The following is an 18,276-nucleotide window of genomic DNA, read 5'->3' as shown; positions in this document are numbered from 1 at the left end:
AAATGTTAATACTCAAAATTAAAATTAATGAACTTTAAACCAATATCTAATAAATTTGAATATTTAAATTGGCAAGAAATTGAGAGTATTGCAAAAGAAAAAAGATCAACAGTGATTTGGCCCTTTGGTGCTGTTGAGCAACATGGACCTCATTTGCCTCTTGCTACAGATAGTATTTTTGTTGATGACATCATTAGGGAAGTTTTTAAATTATTACCTGCCGATATTCCATTAAAAAAATTTCCAACTCAATATATTGGTTTTTCGCCAGAACATAAAGGTTTTGCTGGGACAATTTCACTTTCCTCAAATTTAATAACCTCAATGATTAAGGAAGTCGGAGGTCAATTATCTGAAATGGGTTTTAAAAGATTGATATTAATAAATGGACATGGAGGTCAAATCTCACTTCTAAATACTGCGGCAAGAGAGCTAAGAAGTTTCTCACCAGAAATGGCAGTTTTCCCTTGTTTTCTATGGAGTGGTGTTAATGGATTAAGTGAATTGTTAACAAAAACTGAAATTGAGGATGGGCTTCATGCCTCTTTAGCAGAAACAAGTTTGATGCTCGCTTTGAAACCAGAATTAGTAGGTGATGAACGCCCAAATGAGGGCATTAAAGGACAAATCCCAGAAGGCTGGAGTCTAGAGGGGAATGCCCCTACTGCTTGGCTTACTGACGACTTCAGTAAATCAGGTGTTATTGGAGATAGCAGAGGAGCAAATGAGTCTTTAGGAAAAAATTTAAAAGAATTATTAATTAATCATTGGTTCAAATTGATTATGAATCTGATGCAATCAGATTGGCCAAACAATTCTTAAACAAGTTTAAGTAAAAAATGTGACTTAACAATTGAAACTATTTTCATGATATTTAAATAAACTTTCTATAATCGTGTAATATTCATGCATAATGAGCTAAAGATTACTGACATGCAAACTCTAGAATCAAATAAAAAAACTATTGAAGAATCGATTAATCCGATTTCTTTAGATTTACCCGACTTCACTACAGATTCCTATAAGGATGCATACAGCAGAATAAATGCAATTGTTATAGAGGGAGAGCAAGAGGCTCATGATAATTACATTTCAATAGCAACTTTAATTCCAAATGAGTTAGAGGAATTAACTAAATTGGCGAGAATGGAAATGAAGCATAAAAAAGGCTTCACTGCATGTGGAAGAAATTTAGGTGTAGTAGCTGATATGGATTTTGCTAAAAAATTCTTTTCTAAATTACATGGTAATTTTCAAGTTGCTCTTGAAAAAGGAAATTTAACAACATGTCTTTTAATACAAGCCATCTTAATTGAAGCATTCGCAATTTCTGCTTATAACGTCTACATAAGAGTTGCGGATCCTTTCGCAAAAAAAATAACAGAGGGAGTGGTTAAAGATGAATATCTTCATTTAAATTACGGTCAAGAATGGCTCAAAGAGAATCTATCAACTTGTAAAGAGGAATTAATGGAAGCTAATAAGGTTAATCTTCCGTTAATTAAAAAGATGTTAGACGAAGTAGCAGATGACGCATCAGTTTTAGCTATGGACAGAGAAGAATTAATGGAAGAATTTATGATTGCTTATCAAGATACATTGATGGAAATAGGTCTAGATAATAGAGAAATTGCAAGAATGGCTATGGCAGCCATCGTCTAATAACATTTCTAATTAATTAAGGCTTTTAATAATTAATCAAACCTATTTAAGTAGTTACCTCTGTGCTATTGTTCATAACATTGTATAGAAACCATTTATAAATTTTAAATGTTTGGGTTAATAGGCCACTCAACCAGTTTTGAAGATGCAAAAAGAAAAGCTTCGATGCTAGGCTTTGATCATATTGCTGATGGTGACTTGGATGTTTGGTGTACTGCTCCTCCTCAGCTTGTTGAAAATGTAGAAGTTAAGAGTGCAACTGGAATATCTATTGAAGGTTCTTATATAGATTCGTGCTTTGTTCCTGAAATGCTTTCTAGGTTTAAAACCGCTAGAAGAAAAGTACTAAATGCTATGGAACTAGCTCAGAAAAAAGGAATTAATATTACTGCTTTAGGAGGATTTACTTCTATTATTTTTGAGAATTTTAATCTTTTACAGCATAAACAAATTAGAAATACTTCATTAGAGTGGGAAAGGTTTACTACTGGCAATACTCATACCGCCTGGGTTATTTGTAAGCAACTAGAAATAAATGCTCCTCGCATCGGGATAGACCTTAAAAAAGCAACTGTCGCTGTAATTGGTGCTACAGGTGATATTGGTAGCGCTGTTTGTAGGTGGCTTATCAATAAAACTGGAATTTCAGAACTTCTTATGGTAGCAAGACAACAAGAACCTCTTTTGCTGTTACAAAAAGAATTAGATGGTGGCACCATAACAAGTTTGGATGAGGCATTGCCTCAGGCGGACATTGTTGTGTGGGTTGCAAGTATGCCTAAAACTATTGAAATTGATACTGACAACTTAAAAAAACCATGTTTAATGATTGATGGCGGATACCCCAAAAATCTTGATGAGAAATTTCAGGGTGAAAATATTTATGTTTTAAAAGGAGGTATAGTAGAGTTTTTCAATGATATTGGTTGGAATATGATGGAACTTGCGGAAATGCAAAACCCTCAGCGAGAGATGTTTGCTTGCTTTGCAGAAGCTATGATTTTAGAATTTGAAAAGTGTCATACAAACTTTAGTTGGGGAAGAAATAACATTTCCCTTGAAAAGATGGAATTTATTGGAGCAGCTTCTTTAAAGCATGGTTTTTCCGCCATTGGACTTGATAAGCAGCCTAAAGTATTAACTGTCTAAATCATGGCTAAACGTTACCTTCTTGATTTTGAAAAGCCTCTTGTTGAACTTGAGAAGCAGATAGAGCAAATTAAAGAATTAGCTCGAGATTCAGAGGTAGATGTTAGTCAACAGCTTCTACAGCTTGAAACCTTGGCTGCTAGAAGAAGAGAAGAAATATTTAAATCTCTCACCCCTGCTCAAAAGATTCAGGTAGCTAGACATCCTCAAAGACCAAGTACTTTGGACTTTGTTCAAATGTTTTGTGATGACTGGATCGAATTACATGGAGACAGAAATGGTGGCGATGATATGGCATTAATTGGGGGGATAGGTTCGATAAATAATAGACCAGTATTGATGTTAGGTCATCAAAAAGGAAGGGATACAAAAGAAAATGTAGTAAGAAACTTTGGAATGGCAAAACCAGGAGGTTACAGAAAAGCTCTTAGATTAATGCAGCATGCAAATAGATTCGCTTTGCCAATTCTTACATTTATTGATACTCCTGGAGCTTATGCTGGTTTAAAAGCTGAAGAACAAGGTCAAGGTGAAGCAATTGCCAGAAACCTTCGAGAGATGTTTGGATTGAAAGTTCCAATTGTTGCTACCGTTATTGGAGAAGGAGGTTCAGGTGGCGCACTTGGAATAGGTGTTGCCGATAGGTTACTAATGTTTGAACACAGTGTTTACACGGTTGCTAGTCCAGAAGCATGTGCATCAATTTTGTGGAGAGATGCTGCGAAGGCACCAGAAGCGGCATCAGCACTTAAAATTACAGGCAAAGATTTACTTAAATTAGGTATTATAGATGAGGTTTTACCAGAACCCTCTGGTGGGAATAATTGGGCTCCTTTAGATGCTGGTAATACACTAAAAGAGGCTATTGAGAAACACCTGAATGCTCTACTTCAAATGCCTGAAGACCAATTAATTGAGGAAAGATACAAAAAGTTCAGGGTTTTAGGTAAATTTATCGAAGCAAATAATATTGAAGAGATTTATAGTGAAATCCCTCAAAAAACTGAATAACTTGAAACTAGCTTTTATAACTGGTGCTACGAAAGGTATTGGTAAATCTACCGCAATTACTTTTGCTAATGCTGGCTGGGATTTAATTTTACTCTCCAGGAATATGCATTTAATGGAGAAACTAAAAAGCGAACTGTTGACCACTAAATCAAAAATTAACCTTGTAAAGTGTGATTTATCTAATCCCCTAGAAATAGAGCATTGTGTTAAAGAGGCAATTGAGAAATATGGATGCCCTTCAGTATTGATAAATAATGCCGGTTGCGCATTTAATAGCCCTTTAGTCGAAATGGAATTAGGTCAATGGGAACAAACTATTCAAATAAACCTGACAAGTGTTTTTCAAATTTGTAGTTCAATAATTCCTCAAATGAGAAAAAATGGCGGTTTAGTTATTAATGTTAGTAGTCATGCTTCGTATAATGCATTCCCCCAATGGGGAGCTTATTGTGTTTCAAAATCTGCATTAGCTATGTTTACTAAATGCTTGAGGGAGGAGGAGAGATCTAATTCAATAAGAGCTTGCACAATAACTCTTGGTTCAGTCAATACTCCTCTTTGGGACTCCGAATCAATCAATTCTGATTTTGATAGAACTTCTATGCTCTCCTCAAAAGAGGTATCAGAAACTATTCTCTACATGGCTAATAAACCTCAATCTCAATTGATCGAAGACTTGACTTTGATGCCTTCTGGCGGAGCCTTTTAAACATTTTGTTTATCTAATTAATCTTAAAACAGTGATTTTTTTTAGTACTACTAGAACCCGATTGAACAAGAGAATGTGATATAGTATATGAGCAATTAAGCTTTTGGAAGATACAGTTAATTAAGTTGCATACAATTTTCTGTTTAGAATTTTATGACCTCTACATTACCCAACGATAATATTAGAAACTTTGACGACCAGATTACTAATAAACTAATTTCTGAAATTATAAGAGACAGAATTAAGAATTCTGGTACAAGATTTAGTGCAAACGATAATATTTCTGATTTTATAAATCCTGGTGAATTAGAAATTTTAGAAAAAGAAGTAGCCTCAAGAGTTAAAGACCTACTAAAGTCCCTCGTAATTGATGTTGAGAATGATCATAATACTCAAGAAACTGCTGAGAGAGTTTCAAAAATGTATCTAAACGAAGTTTTTAAAGGCAGATATCATGAACAACCTAAAGTTACAAGTTTTCCTAATGACAAGAATCTTGATGAAATTTATACAGTCGGTCCAATTTCTGTCAGATCTGCATGTTCACATCACTTAGTACCAATTCTAGGAGAGTGTTGGATTGGTATTAAACCTGGAAATAAAGTCATAGGACTTTCAAAATTTGCGAGAGTTGCTGACTGGGTTTTTTCAAGACCTCATATTCAGGAAGAAGCTGTAATGATCCTTGCAGATGAAATTGAAAAACTTTGCGAACCCAAAGGTTTAGGAATTATTGTAAAGGCCCAACATTATTGTATGAAGTGGAGGGGAGTCAAAGAACCAAATACAAGCATGATTAATTCTGTTGTGAGAGGCGATTTTAGACACGATTTAAGTTTAAAACAAGAATTTTTTGAGCTTGTAAAACAGCAGTCCGCTACTAATAATTACTAAAATCTTTTTAACAACTTAAAGAGATCCTCTGTTTTTTTTATATCTTTTAAACCTGGAGATATTTCAATACTACTTGAAATATCCAGGCCATCTGGTTTGAAGTCAGTAAGGATTTCATCAATCCATTCGATTGATATTCCACCTGCTAACAACCATGGTTTGCTAAATTGCAAATTCTTTAAATAAATAGAATTTATTTTTTTACCTGAACCTCCATAAGTTTCTTTATTCCAAGAATCAAGTAGTATCGCATCTACAAAATCTTCAAAAGGTTTTATTTTATCTATGTCCTTTTCCGTTTTTATTCTGAAAGCCTTCCATAGGCCAATATAGGGAATTTTTTTCCTTATTTCTTTACAATAATCAATATCTTCATCTCCATGTAATTGAATGATAGTTTCACTTGGGTTGCCTAAGAAGTTTTTGATAATTAAATCTATAGGACAATTTTGCACAACATTTACTCTATCGATTTTTGGATAAAAGTTTTCTAGGGTTTTAAATATTTTTTTCTTAATTTCAGCTGATACATACCTTGGCGACTCTTCAACAGAAATAATGCCAATAGCATTCGCTCCTAATTTAGCGACTTGAAGAGCTTGTTCTTCAGAAGTTAGTCCACAAATTTTAACTAAAGGATTAGTCTTGGGCATATCATTATCCTGCATGTAAGATTAATATTATTGCTAAATATAGCGGAGATTATTTTTGAGAAGTTGGCAAATTTTTAAAATATGGGGAATTCCCTTTAAAGTGCATCCCTATTGGTTTGTTATTCTCTTTTTATTCTCATGGAGTATAAGTAATCAGGTCAATTTATCTTCTGGCGATATTTATGATAATAAAGAAGCTTGGATTATAGGGTTTTTAACTTCTTTTTTCTTATTATCTTCAATTATTTTTCACGAGGTTTTTCATACTTTTGTTTCACTTAATCAGGGTGTAAAAATAAAAAAAATTACTTTTTATTTTTTAGGAGCAATTTTACAAATAGATAAGTATTGTCAAACTGCTTTAGGTAATATAAAAATTGCAATTGTAAGACCTCTTTTATGTTTTGCTACAGCATCTATCTTACTTTTAATTAGTAATAACAGTGCATCTCAGGAACAAATAGCAGTTAATGTAATTTCAAGAGTAGGTATATTTAATTTATTCTTAGGCTTCTTAAATTTGATTCCAATTGGTTCTTTAGATGGAGGGAATTTATTAAAAAGTATTATTTGGCATTTTTCAGGGAGTAAAAATAAGGGAAGAAATTTTCTAAATAAAGTTAATTTATCTTTATCTTTTTTAGTTTTGATATTTGGAATAGTTTGCTTAGTTCGATTTAATTTTTACTATGGTTTTATTCTTTCTTTTTTAGGTTTATTTGGAGTTAATTCTTCAAAATCAGAAAGTCAATTTTTTAAAATTGAAAACATACTTAAATTTGATAAGGTTTCAGACCTGAAATTAAAGCCATTGAGAAAAATTGAGTCCGATTCTAATTTTTTAAAATTTAATACATTAATAAAAAATAAAAAGGATGCAACCGACAAATATTTGTTTGTCGTAAATAATGGCAGATGGATAGGTTTTGTAGATGAAGATATCTTAAAATCTGTTTCGATAAAAAAATGGGAAAGGACCTTAGTTGGAGACTTCAAGAAACCAATAAAAAGTTTTGCAAACATATATATTACTAACAAATTATGGAGAACTATAGAAATAATAGAAGAAACAAGTGAAGGTTTTATATTAGTACTAAATGCAGCAGATATTCCTTTAGGAATAATTGATAGGTCTAAAATTGGAAATCACATATTGAACAAATTAGGTTTTAATTTACCTTCAGAGATTTTTAATAAATTAATTAACAAAAATCAGTATCCATTAGGTATTGATTTACCAAGAATAGTCAATTCAATGAAGCAGAGAGGGGATCTTTAAAAATTAGCCTTATGAAATTTTTCAATATCTTTATTATCTAGGAAAACATTATTGATCCTTAGATTTGATTTATTCTCTAGGAATGAATTTCTTAAATGTTCCACTATTTCATCATTGGTTAATCCTAAATTAAATTTCGGTGGGGCTTCTTCTTTAAATAGTTTGAACCACAAATCTTGAGAAGGATTTGTTTGGATTTCTCCATGTTGAAGAAATGCACCTTTTTTACGATATTGTGCACTTCCTATCCTCTTGAAGCCATCTTGATCAACTAAATCAGAAATTAATGAAGTCCCAAAACAATTTGTTTTAATGGGTGATTTTGGTAAATTACCATTTTGTAAGTTGAGACCTAATTTTCTGAAACTCTTTATTAACCAATTATTAACCATTTCATAACTAAGGATTTTATAGTAAGTTTTTTTAAATGTTATTGCATATGTTATGCCCCCTGAATGCAAAACAGCTCCCCCTCCAGTGGGACGTCTAACAATGTTAATTTCCCCATTTGATAATAATTTTTTCCAATGATTAGGAATTTCCTTTTGGTGATAGCCAATTGAAAGCCAATCTCCAGTCCAATAATAGAACCTCAATGTAAGAATTATTTCAGGGTTCGAAATAGTCTTATCCAAAGAATTTAAATCAAAAGCCATTTGATTAAATCCAGGTAAATTATTTGTCGAAAAAATTAAAGCTTGATTTTCTTTCCCCAAAATTAATTTTGCAGGTCTTTTTATAATAATTTTCAAAAAATTTTTTCTTACAATTTATTAATTACGTAACATCATTTTGTAATAGTGTTTAAATTTTTCTCTTTTGGGTGGAGAATATAGAAAATATTTTTTTACTATGGAGCCAACTCAAACAATAAATTTAATTGCACTAAGTCTAATAGTGGTTATGCATGCTGGAGTCTTAGCACTTAGGTTAGGCATTAGTTTAGGTAGAAACTAAAATTTATTAGAAAATAAATTTTTTTAGGTAATAATATGAATAGTCTGAATTTACTTATTCAGCAATTTACCAATAATTAAAATTGTCAAAATCTTTCTATAAAAAAAGTAATTTTTACAAAAAATATCTTTGTTCTGCATTTTTAGAAAAGCAACAGAAACAGGAACATTTTGTATCTTTAGTTTTTTTGATTTTAAAATTTTGCTTTTCACTTTTAGCAATTATAAGCTTAGTTAAACTTGGTTATAGTTCGAAGGTTAGATTAACCAGACTTAGGGAAATTCAAGACTCATTTTTATACGAAAAATATCGATTTAATGATTTAACAAGCAGGTTTGATGATTTACTTTCTGCTGAAGGTGAGCAAAGATTTATGAAGGATCAGGATCAAATAATTTCTAGGGACATTATCAGAGTAATATGGCGTTGATAAGGATGATCTTGAATCATCATACTTTTCATTTTTCAATTAACTTTTTTGCTAGTGAGTAAGAACATTAAGGGTTTAGTCCTAATAACAGGAACAACTTCAGGAGTTGGATTAAATACGCTAAAACCTCTTTTAAGGTTTGGATGGGAGGTTATTGCTGTTAATCGATCAAATAAACGAGCTATAAAAATAGCTGATGAATTCTTGACAAAAGAGGAAGTTAAACATGTTCACTTTATAGAAATAGATCTTTCTAACTTGGAGGATGTGAGAAAAGGTTGCGATGAAATATTAGAAAAATTTAATAAACCAATAAATTCTCTTATTTGTAATGCAGCAGTTTATAAACCGCGACTAAAGAGACCTGAAAGGTCTGCTCAAGGGTTTGAAAACTCTATGGCAGTAAATCATTTTGGGCATTTTCTCATGATAAACCTACTTATGGAAAATATTTTATCTTCTGAAAGAGAAATTGTTTTAAATGGCAAATCAACTGTATTCAAGCCAAGAATTACAGTATTAGGGACTGTTACTGCTAATTATTCAGAACTAGGAGGAAGGATCCCCATCCCTGCACCAGCTGATTTGGGAGATTTAGCAGGTTTCAAAAATGGTTTTTTATCTCCCATAAGTATGGCTAATGGAAAGAAATTTAAACCTGGTAAGGCTTATAAGGATAGTAAACTTTGCAATATGGTGACCGTTCAGGAATTATCAAAAAGATATCCTGCAGAGAAGATTATTGTAAATTCTCTATATCCTGGATGTGTTGCTGATACAAAACTTTTTAGAGATACACCTTGGTTATTTAGATTCCTTTTCCCGATATTTCAAAAATTTATAACAAAAGGATATGTTTCACAAAGACTGGCAGGAGAGAGGGTTGCTCAAGTGGCAACTTATAAAGAATTTGCTAAACCATCAGTCCATTGGAGCTGGGGAAATCGTCAGAAAACTGGCAGAAAAGCTTTTTCTCAAAAATTGTCAAAAAGAATAATTGATTCGAAGACCTCTCAACAAACTTTTGATTTAACAAGCCAATTGGTTGGATTAGATTAACTCAGACTAATCAAATCCTAATAAATCAAAAATTTCTCTATCTTTAAGTGGGTTACCTTCTAAAGGTTCTACGTTTTCAAGCATATTTTTGGCAAGTGATAAATATTCATTTTGAACCTCAATAACATCTTCAGTTGGTTCCATTTCAAAAATTGTGCATTTTTTTAGCCTTGATCTTCTTATGGCGTCGACATCTTTAAAGTGGGCCATAGTTTTTAAACCTGTTCTTTCATTAAATTTATCAATTTGATCTGTGTCTTTTGATCTATTTGCGACTACCCCACCTAATCTGACTTTATAATTTTTAGCTTTTGCTTTAATTGCTGAAACAATTCTATTCATAGCGAATATTGAATCGAAATCATTAGCAGTAACAATTAGACAATAATTTGCATGTTGCAATGGAGCAGCAAATCCTCCGCAAACGACATCTCCTAGGACATCAAAAATAACAACGTCAGTATCTTCTAATAAATGATGTTCTTTTAATAGTTTAACAGTCTGACCGGTTACATATCCCCCGCACCCTGTCCCAGCAGGAGGGCCTCCACTTTCAACACACATTACGCCATTAAAGCCTTCAAACATGAAATCGTTTGGCCTTAATTCTTCGCTATGAAAATCTACCTCTTCGAGAATATCGATAACTGTAGGTACCATCTTGTGAGTCAAAGTGAAAGTGCTATCGTGCTTTGGATCACATCCAATTTGTAGAACTTTTTTCCCTAATTTTGAGAATGCTGCAGATAGGTTTGATGATGTAGTTGATTTCCCGATGCCGCCCTTTCCGTATACGGCAATAACTAAAGCCCCTTCTTCGATATTTATTTTAGGATCTTGCTTTACTTGAACACTCCCTTCCCCATCAAGAGGTTTGTTTATAGTACTTGTCATTTAAAGCTTTAAAACACATTATTATTTATATTCTTGCAGCGTAAATACACATGAAATATGTTTCTAAACAAATATGTATTTAATTGTATTAAAAGCGGGAAATATGTTCTTATAACTACATTTTTTGGATTTAATTTATCAAGTTATGAGTGAAAATACTCATGACTTAATTAAAATTTATTAGTAAAAAATTAACTAAAATATGCTTTGGCATCGTAAAGAGTTTCATCGTTTATCTCTGGAATTCCTCTCAAGATTGCGTATTTTTCAGTATTTGTTTTAACTTTACCTCTTACAAAAAATGGAACTTTTGTTAATTCAGCTCTACCTGATTCAGTCCAAATAATGCCCTCTTTAGGATTATTCTCTTTTTTTTCGTCAGAATTTAAAATGTCCTTTGTGTTTGTCGCTGTATGTCCTAAATGGCTTTGATGACCGTCGACAAACTCAAAGTCATGTTTAAACATATCGATAAGATGCTCTTCTAATCCCATCATTAAGGGATGTACCCAATCATCAAAAATCACATTTGCTCCTTCCCATCCCATTTGTGGACTATACCTTGCAGGAACATCTTGAACATGCATTGGTGTACTTATTACTGAACATGGAATGCCAAGTCTCTTGGCGCTATGCCTTTCCATTTGAGTCCCTAAAACTAGTTCAGGTGCGGCTTTTTTCATTGCATCTTCTACTTCTAAATAATTATTAGTAATTAAAGCTTCTAAGTTTAGATCTTTTGCAGTTGCTCTTACCTGTCTTGCCATTTCCCTACTGTATGTACCAAGACCAACTACTTCGAAACCTAATTCCTCTTTGGCAATTTTTGCAGCCGCGATTGCATGTGTTCCATCACCAAAAATAAAAACCCTTTTGCCAGTTAAGTAATTAGAGTCAACTGATTTTGAGTACCAAGGAAGTTTTGATTTATTTTCTAATTCTTCTTTATTAGTCAAGGGGAGGTTCAACTTGTTATGAACTTCATTTATAAATTCAATTGTATTTTTTATTCCAATTGGAATAGTGTTTGTATATTCCATTCCAAAGTTCCGTTTAAGCCATTCGCATGATGCTTCCGCAATTTCTGGATAAAGACAAATATTTATTTCAGCATCAATTAGTCTCTCAATATCATCTGGGCTAGCACCTAATGGAGCAACTACGTTTGTATCTATTCCTTGCTCTGAAAGTATGCGTTGGATTTCAATTACATCATCTCTGCATCTAAATCCCAGTAGTGAAGGGCCCAGTATATTGACTTTTGGTCTGCGACCTAACTCCTTCCATCTTAGAGGACTTATTTTTTCTGAAGAACTTACTTTCTCTTTCAAAAGAGTTCTTGTTAATTGATAAAAAGTTTCTGAAGCTCCCCAATTTTCTTTCTTGCTATAGGCAGGTAATTCAAGATTAACAATTGGCATATCAAACCCCATTCCTTTTGCAAGAGCCCCAGGCTGGTCTTGGATTAATTCTGCAGTACAACTTTCTCCAACTAAAAGAGTTTTGGGTTTAAATCGTTCGACAGCTTCCTTAATATTTTTCTTTACTAATTCAGCTGTATCGCCTCCAAGGTCTCTAGCTTGGAAAGTTGTATAAGTTACAGGAGGTCTTTGCCCCCTCCTTTCAATCATTGTAAAAAGAAGATCTGCATATGTATCTCCTTGAGGGGCATGAAGAACATAATGAATATCTTTCATTGAAGAGGCAATTCTCATCGCACCAACATGTGGCGGTCCTTCATATGTCCATAGAGTTAATTCCATATTCTTTTAATGAGTTACTAGAGTTTTTGTAGTTAATATTTGATTCCTTCTTAAAGGTTTAGAGAAGAGACCTGCTAAGTCTGCGGCTTGATCAATTCCATGAATTGGACTGAATACCATTTCTATGGACCACTTAGTACTAATTCCTTCAGCCTCCAGTGGGTTAGCTAAACCCATTCCACAAACTACTAAGTCTGGATTAGATTCCCTTACTCGATCTAATTGTTTTTCTACATGTTGTCCTTCGACAATTTTTGTATTATCAGGTAATAAATTAATCTCCTCTTTCATTAAATCTTTATTTAGGTAAGGAGTGCCCACCTCTATAAGATCCATTTCGCATTCATTATGCAAAAATCTTGCCAAAGATATCTCCAGTTGCGATTCAGGAAGAAGAAATAATCTTTTCCCCTTAAGTATTTCTTTGTGAGATTCAAGAGCAAGTTTTGCTCTATCAATTAAAGGCGAAATAATTTCATGAACTTTAAGTTCATTAATTTTGAAAGCTTTCGCTGCAGCTAAAAACCATTCAGTACTGCCTTCGATACCAAGAGGAAATGGAGCCGAAATTATTTCACAACCACGATGTTTTAGGTCTCGAACGGTATCACTTAAATAAGGCTGAGTTAATAAAACTTTTGTATTTTTGCCAATCTTTGGTAATTCTGTTGATTGACGGGGTGGGAAGCTCTCAATATTTGAAATTCCTAAATTTTTAAAAATCTTTTTAAACCTATCCTCTACATTATTTGCAAGAGTCCCAACTAATAATAATTTCTCCTCATTTGATGACTCCATTAATGGAATTAAAGCTTTTAAGGCACCATCCTCACCTTGGGTAAAAGTTGTTTCTATCCCACTGCCAGAGTAATTAACGAATCTCACTTGACCTAAAAATCTTTTATTTAATTTCTCTGCGACAGTGGCAAGATCTAATTTAATTACCTCACTTGGACAAGATCCAACTAGAAAAAGAGTTTTTATTTCTGGTCTTCTCGCAATAAGATCATTTACTACTCGATCTAATTCTTCATGAGCGTCAGCAAGACCAGCAAGATCTTTTTCTTCAAGAATAGCTGTCCCAAATCTTGGCTCAGCAAAAATCATAACTCCAGCAGCGCTTTGAATTAAATGAGCACATGTCCTTGAGCCTACAACTAGAAAAAATGCATCAGGCATTCTTCTGTGGAGCCAAACTATTGAAGTTAACCCACAAAAAACTTCCCTGGGTCCAGTTTCCTTGTTAAATTCAACTTTACTCATTAAAAATTTTCAAGAGCTTATAGTTCAAGCTTGCATACAATTTTTAATTTAAGAAAGTAATTAATAAGTTCTCTTACAAAATGAACACATTTAAAAAACTTATATGAATGTTTAAATACTTAAATGGGAATTATGAAAAAAAACTTTTGGGGCATATTTTAATTTCTGTAGAAGGAATTTCCTTGACTTATTTTTGAAATCTTCCACACATTTCTAGCTATTTTAGTTGCTAATAATCCTGCTCTTTCTAACTTGGATTTCCCGGGTTTTGCCCCAATTAAAGCTGTTACTTCTGAAGTGGTTAAAGGTGCTCCAGTATTTATAGCTAATTGCGTTAACTCCAATCTATCTCTAAGGTTCTTAAGATTTACTTTTTCAATTTTATCTTCTTCTAACCAACTAAAAGATGGGTCTTTCTGAGATAGTTTTTGCATTAAGCTAAGACTAACTAAGCCAAGAGTTTGATCAGGAGTTAATTCCTTTTCAGTACCAGAAACATTTGGTTCTTTTTTTTGAGAAGTTCCCATAAAAATGCATATCTTTTACTTGAAGTTATCGTTTTGTTGGAAGCATGCAAGTAAATTTAATAGAAAAAATGAACCATTATCCGTTATAGTCGCGTGAATGGAACCAACTTCTAGTTTAAACAGAGGGGAACGAAAAAAAGGCAGTTCTCTTGTCACAGGATCTGAGGTGCAATCTCAGGCCAGTGGTGCAAGCTGTTTTATTACAACTGATTCAGAAAAATCTTTGGTATCCAGACAAGCAAGTCAAGTTGAACAAATTGAGTTGAGAACATATGTTTTTTTGGATTCTCTACAGCCCCAATTGGCGGCATATATGGGAACCGTTAGTAGAGGTTTTTTACCAATTCCTGGAGATTCATGTCTTTGGATGGAAGTTTCACCTGGAATGGCCGTTCATAGAGTGACTGATATTGCCTTAAAGGCTAGTAATGTGAGACTAGGTCAGATGATTGTTGAAAGAGCATTTGGATCTCTTGCTCTTTACCATAAAGATCAAAGCACGGTTTTACATTCTGGAGATGTTGTTCTAGATGCTATTGGGAGTGAAGTTAGAAAAAGAACAAAACCTTCAACGAGTTGGACTGAAGTTATTAGAGCAATTACTCCTGATCATGCAGTTTTAATAAATAGACAAAACAGAAGCGGATCAATGATTCAATCCGGAATGAGCATGTTTATACTAGAAACTGAACCAGCTGGTTATGTTTTAAAAGCAGCAAATGAAGCAGAAAAAGCCTCAAATATTACTGTTGTTGATGTTAAGGCAGTTGGAGCTTTTGGTAGATTAACTCTCGCAGGGAAAGAAGGAGATGTAGAAGAGGCAGCAGCAGCTGCTATTAGAGCAATTGATGAAATTTCAAATTATTGAGAATTTTTTTTAACTTAAACCCATCTCTTTTTTTAAAAAAGGTGACATAATTTTTGCAGCTTTACCTCTACTACCTAATTTATTTAGTTGCGATTGTGTGAGTTCACCGTAAACACAATTAGCTTCTTTAACCCAAAAAATAGATTCGAACTCCCCATTTGGGTATTTGGGGTTCTTAAGAATTTCTCCCCAGCATATTCCTGTTGTATCTTTAACTAAGTTTCCTGAGGGATCGCACAAAACCATACAACTTATAAATCTTGCACTTCTGTAAGGACTATCAGAAAGTTCATTGATTAATTTTTTAATTTTCTCATCATTATTTTTGGCATATCGAGCAGAATAAATTCCTGGCCGACCATCTAAAACATCTACTTCAAGACCCGAGTCATCAGCTAATGCCCAAGTTTTAGTCTCTAAAGCAGCTGCTTTTGCTTTTAGAAGTGCATTCTCAAAATATGTGTTTCCAGTCTCTTCGACATTTAAATATTCTGGTTGCTTCTGAACCTTTAAAGACAAAACATCCAGCATCTCTGAAATTTCAGATACTTTTCTTTGATTGCCACTAGCAATAGTTAGAACTGGAAGGTTCAAAATAACAAATAAATTTATTGTGAATATTATCTTACTTCAAAGCTTGATACGGAGACAGGAAAGGTTGAACATTCCACACCTGTGTAGACAGGGCCTGCCTCGTACGGAAATAACATAATGTAAATTTTTTCTTAACACAACAGTATGTTTTGATGCACTAACTAATTTGCATAAGTATTGACATATCAATAGTACCAAGGGTGATAAGTTTAACTTATGAATGATAGAAAAAACATTAATGGAGATTTTGTCGAAAACGCTTGACTTATAAGTACTTAATGAAGCATTCTTCGAATTGAACATTCCACATTTAGTATTTAGTAGACAATGGCTACAGAAACAATGGGTATCGCTCTCGGCATGATCGAGACACGCGGACTTGTACCTGCAATCGAAGCAGCAGACGCAATGACAAAGGCAGCAGAAGTTCGCCTTATTGGTCGTGAATTCGTAGGTGGCGGTTATGTCACAGTATTAGTTAGAGGCGAAACAGGCGCAGTTAACGCAGCTGTAAGAGCTGGTGCTGATGCTTGTGAAAGAGTTGGTGACGGTTTAGTCGCAGCTCACATTATTGCTCGTCCTCATAGAGAAGTTGAACCTGCTCTTGGTAACGGTGAATTTCTTGGTCAAAAGGACTAATTAAGTAAAGCAAAATTTGTAAATTTTGCACAATAATTATTTTCCCTACACAGACCTAAATTTATCCTTATGAGTAAGAAGTATGATGCAGGGGTAAAGGAGTACAGAGATACCTACTGGACTCCTGAATATGTACCCCTAGACACCGATTTATTAGCCTGTTTCAAATGTACAGGTCAAGAAGGTGTTCCCAGAGAAGAAGTTGCAGCAGCTGTTGCCGCTGAATCTTCAACAGGTACTTGGTCAACAGTTTGGTCCGAGTTACTTACAGATTTAGAATTTTATAAAGGACGTTGTTATCGAATCGAGGACGTTCCTGGAGATCCTGAAGCTTTTTATGCTTTTATTGCATATCCTTTAGATCTTTTTGAAGAAGGTTCTATTACAAACGTATTAACATCTCTAGTAGGAAACGTTTTTGGATTTAAAGCTCTAAGACACTTACGTCTAGAAGATATTAGATTTCCAATCGCTTTCATCAAAACTTGCGGCGGTCCACCAAATGGAATCGTAGTTGAAAGAGATCGACTTAATAAATACGGAAGACCTCTTCTTGGTTGTACCATTAAACCTAAATTAGGATTATCTGGTAAAAACTATGGTCGAGTTGTATATGAGTGCCTTAGAGGTGGTCTTGATTTAACGAAGGATGACGAGAATATAAACTCTCAGCCATTCCAACGTTGGAGAGAAAGATTTGAGTTTGTTGCAGAAGCAGTTAAACTTGCTCAACGAGAAACTGGAGAAGTTAAAGGTCACTATCTAAACTGTACTGCTAACACTCCTGAAGAACTCTACGAAAGAGCTGAATTTGCAAAAGAGCTAGATATGCCAATCATCATGCATGATTATATAACTGGTGGTTTTACTGCAAATACTGGATTAGCAAACTGGTGTCGTAAAAATGGCATGCTTCTTCATATTCATAGAGCGATGCATGCTGTTATTGATAGACATCCAAAACACGGTATCCATTTCAGGGTTCTAGCAAAATGTTTGAGACTCTCCGGAGGAGATCAATTACATACTGGAACTGTTGTTGGAAAACTGGAAGGTGATCGTCAAACAACCCTTGGTTACATTGATAACTTAAGAGAGTCATTCGTTCCTGAAGATAGATCAAGAGGTAACTTCTTTGATCAAGATTGGGGTTCAATGCCAGGAGTATTTGCTGTCGCATCAGGTGGTATTCACGTATGGCATATGCCTGCACTCCTAGCGATTTTTGGAGATGATTCTTGTCTTCAGTTCGGTGGAGGAACACACGGTCATCCATGGGGTTCAGCCGCTGGAGCTGCAGCTAACAGAGTTGCTTTAGAAGCTTGTGTAAAAGCACGTAATGCTGGTCGCGAAATCGAAAAAGAGAGTAGAGACATTCTTATGGAAGCTGCTAAGCATAGCCCTGAATTAGCTATTGCTCTAGAAACTTGGAAGGAAATTAAGTTTGAGTTTGACACTGTCGACAAGCTTGATGTTCAGGGTTAACTCAAGTTTCGAAATTGAGGAGATTTATTCTCCTCAAACTTATTAAAATCTCGTTTTTACGAGTAATTTCATTCACATTTTGATTAATTATGCCTTTCCAGAGCACAGTAAGCGACTATCAAACAGTTGCAACCCTGGAAACATTCGGTTTTTTACCACCGATGACCCAGGAAGAAATATATGACCAAATTGCATACATAATTGCTCAAGGTTGGAGTCCTGTTATTGAGCATGTTCATCCTAGTGGATGTATGCAAACTTATTGGTCTTATTGGAAACTCCCATTTTTTGGGGAAAAAGATCTTAACTTGATCGTGAGCGAATTAGAGGCATGCCATAGAGCATACCCTGATCATCATGTAAGAATCATCGGATACGATGCTTACACTCAAAGTCAAGGAACAGCTTTTGTAGTTTTCCAAGGACGTTAAAGCTACTTA

Annotated in this window: 21 protein-coding genes; 14 read left to right on the top strand and 7 right to left on the bottom strand. The window is 34.1% G+C overall.

Annotation, left to right across the window (positions count from 1 at the left end; translation table 11 throughout):
* Positions 1–27 precede the first annotated feature (27 nt).
* The 6 genes from JJ842_02505 (at position 28) to JJ842_02480 (ending at position 5,425) form a co-directional block, all read left to right on the top strand.
* A complete protein-coding gene (locus JJ842_02505) occupies positions 28–822 on the top strand; it encodes a creatininase family protein (protein MBO6970786.1) in 795 nt (264 codons plus the stop codon).
* Positions 823–933: 111 nt separating this feature from the next.
* Positions 934–1,662, top strand: a complete 729-nt coding sequence (locus JJ842_02500) for an aldehyde oxygenase (deformylating) (GenBank protein MBO6970785.1) — start codon at positions 934–936, stop codon at positions 1,660–1,662.
* Between the two features lie 108 nt (positions 1,663–1,770).
* Positions 1,771–2,811: a long-chain acyl-[acyl-carrier-protein] reductase gene (locus tag JJ842_02495; GenBank protein ID MBO6970784.1), complete on the top strand. Its 1,041-nt coding sequence runs from the start codon at positions 1,771–1,773 to the stop codon at positions 2,809–2,811.
* A 3-nt stretch (positions 2,812–2,814) separates the two neighbouring features.
* Entirely contained in the window at positions 2,815–3,822 is a 1,008-nt protein-coding gene (locus JJ842_02490) for an acetyl-CoA carboxylase carboxyltransferase subunit alpha (protein ID MBO6970783.1), read from the top strand.
* The gene (locus JJ842_02485) at positions 3,797–4,531 is read left to right on the top strand and encodes an SDR family oxidoreductase (protein ID MBO6970782.1); all 735 of its coding nucleotides are present in this window, start codon (positions 3,797–3,799) and stop codon (positions 4,529–4,531) included. The genes JJ842_02490 and JJ842_02485 overlap by 26 nt, the downstream gene beginning before the upstream one ends.
* 153 nt (positions 4,532–4,684) lie before the next feature.
* Entirely contained in the window at positions 4,685–5,425 is a 741-nt protein-coding gene (locus tag JJ842_02480; protein ID MBO6970781.1) for a GTP cyclohydrolase I, read from the top strand.
* On the opposite strand, the gene JJ842_02475 is transcribed toward JJ842_02480, so the two are convergent.
* Positions 5,422–6,078 carry a phosphoribosylanthranilate isomerase gene (locus JJ842_02475; GenBank protein ID MBO6970780.1) on the bottom strand — a complete coding sequence of 219 codons (657 nt, stop codon included), beginning with the start codon at positions 6,076–6,078 and terminating at the stop codon, positions 5,422–5,424. The genes JJ842_02480 and JJ842_02475 overlap by 4 nt on opposite strands.
* A gap of 55 nt (positions 6,079–6,133) precedes the next feature.
* On the opposite strand from JJ842_02475, the gene JJ842_02470 reads away from it, so the two are divergent.
* Positions 6,134–7,357 (top strand): site-2 protease family protein, encoded by a 1,224-nt coding sequence (locus tag JJ842_02470; protein MBO6970779.1) that lies wholly within the window; start codon positions 6,134–6,136, stop codon positions 7,355–7,357.
* Here JJ842_02470 and JJ842_02465 read toward each other — a convergent pair.
* Positions 7,354–8,109 carry a protein ligase gene (locus tag JJ842_02465; protein MBO6970778.1) on the bottom strand — a complete coding sequence of 252 codons (756 nt, stop codon included), beginning with the start codon at positions 8,107–8,109 and terminating at the stop codon, positions 7,354–7,356. The two genes, JJ842_02470 and JJ842_02465, sit on opposite strands and share 4 nt — an antisense overlap.
* A 100-nt stretch (positions 8,110–8,209) precedes the next feature.
* On the opposite strand from JJ842_02465, the gene JJ842_02460 reads away from it, so the two are divergent.
* From JJ842_02460 to JJ842_02450, 3 genes are all read left to right on the top strand, one after another.
* On the top strand, positions 8,210–8,314 hold the full coding sequence (locus JJ842_02460; protein MBO6970777.1) for a photosystem I reaction center subunit XII: 105 nt from the start codon (positions 8,210–8,212) through the stop codon (positions 8,312–8,314).
* Between the two features lie 82 nt (positions 8,315–8,396).
* On the top strand, positions 8,397–8,744 hold the full coding sequence (locus tag JJ842_02455) for a hypothetical protein (GenBank protein ID MBO6970776.1): 348 nt from the start codon (positions 8,397–8,399) through the stop codon (positions 8,742–8,744).
* Between the two features lie 54 nt (positions 8,745–8,798).
* Positions 8,799–9,803, top strand: coding sequence for a protochlorophyllide reductase (locus JJ842_02450; protein MBO6970775.1), 1,005 nt, complete (start codon positions 8,799–8,801; stop codon positions 9,801–9,803).
* Positions 9,804–9,809: 6 nt separating this feature from the next.
* On the opposite strand, the gene JJ842_02445 is transcribed toward JJ842_02450, so the two are convergent.
* From JJ842_02445 to JJ842_02430, 4 genes are all read right to left on the bottom strand, one after another.
* The gene (locus JJ842_02445; protein MBO6970774.1) at positions 9,810–10,697 is read right to left on the bottom strand and encodes a ferredoxin:protochlorophyllide reductase (ATP-dependent) iron-sulfur ATP-binding protein; all 888 of its coding nucleotides are present in this window, start codon (positions 10,695–10,697) and stop codon (positions 9,810–9,812) included.
* 191 nt (positions 10,698–10,888) lie between these two features.
* Positions 10,889–12,460, bottom strand: coding sequence for a ferredoxin:protochlorophyllide reductase (ATP-dependent) subunit B (locus tag JJ842_02440; protein ID MBO6970773.1), 1,572 nt, complete (start codon positions 12,458–12,460; stop codon positions 10,889–10,891).
* Positions 12,461–12,466: 6 nt separating this feature from the next.
* On the bottom strand, positions 12,467–13,723 hold the full coding sequence (locus JJ842_02435; protein MBO6970772.1) for a ferredoxin:protochlorophyllide reductase (ATP-dependent) subunit N: 1,257 nt from the start codon (positions 13,721–13,723) through the stop codon (positions 12,467–12,469).
* A gap of 158 nt (positions 13,724–13,881) precedes the next feature.
* Positions 13,882–14,250, bottom strand: coding sequence for a hypothetical protein (locus JJ842_02430; GenBank protein ID MBO6970771.1), 369 nt, complete (start codon positions 14,248–14,250; stop codon positions 13,882–13,884).
* 97 nt (positions 14,251–14,347) lie between these two features.
* On the opposite strand from JJ842_02430, the gene JJ842_02425 reads away from it, so the two are divergent.
* Entirely contained in the window at positions 14,348–15,118 is a 771-nt protein-coding gene (locus JJ842_02425; protein MBO6970770.1) for a BMC domain-containing protein, read from the top strand.
* A 9-nt stretch (positions 15,119–15,127) separates the two neighbouring features.
* On the opposite strand, the gene rdgB is transcribed toward JJ842_02425, so the two are convergent.
* Entirely contained in the window at positions 15,128–15,712 is a 585-nt protein-coding gene (rdgB, locus tag JJ842_02420; GenBank protein MBO6970769.1) for an RdgB/HAM1 family non-canonical purine NTP pyrophosphatase, read from the bottom strand.
* Positions 15,713–16,039: 327 nt separating this feature from the next.
* Here rdgB and JJ842_02415 point away from each other — a divergent pair, with 327 nt between their 5' ends.
* From JJ842_02415 to JJ842_02405, 3 genes are all read left to right on the top strand, one after another.
* A complete protein-coding gene (locus JJ842_02415) occupies positions 16,040–16,351 on the top strand; it encodes a BMC domain-containing protein (protein MBO6970768.1) in 312 nt (103 codons plus the stop codon).
* 69 nt (positions 16,352–16,420) lie between these two features.
* Positions 16,421–17,836: a form I ribulose bisphosphate carboxylase large subunit gene (locus JJ842_02410; protein MBO6970767.1), complete on the top strand. Its 1,416-nt coding sequence runs from the start codon at positions 16,421–16,423 to the stop codon at positions 17,834–17,836.
* Positions 17,837–17,925: 89 nt separating this feature from the next.
* Positions 17,926–18,267: a ribulose bisphosphate carboxylase small subunit gene (locus JJ842_02405; protein MBO6970766.1), complete on the top strand. Its 342-nt coding sequence runs from the start codon at positions 17,926–17,928 to the stop codon at positions 18,265–18,267.
* Positions 18,268–18,276 lie beyond the last annotated feature (9 nt).

The organism is Prochlorococcus marinus CUG1433 (assembly GCA_017644425.1).
Classification (GTDB): domain Bacteria; phylum Cyanobacteriota; class Cyanobacteriia; order PCC-6307; family Cyanobiaceae; genus Prochlorococcus_A; species Prochlorococcus_A marinus_U.
Note: the sequence above shows the minus strand (reverse complement) of the source record. Positions and strands in the feature narration are given on the sequence as shown.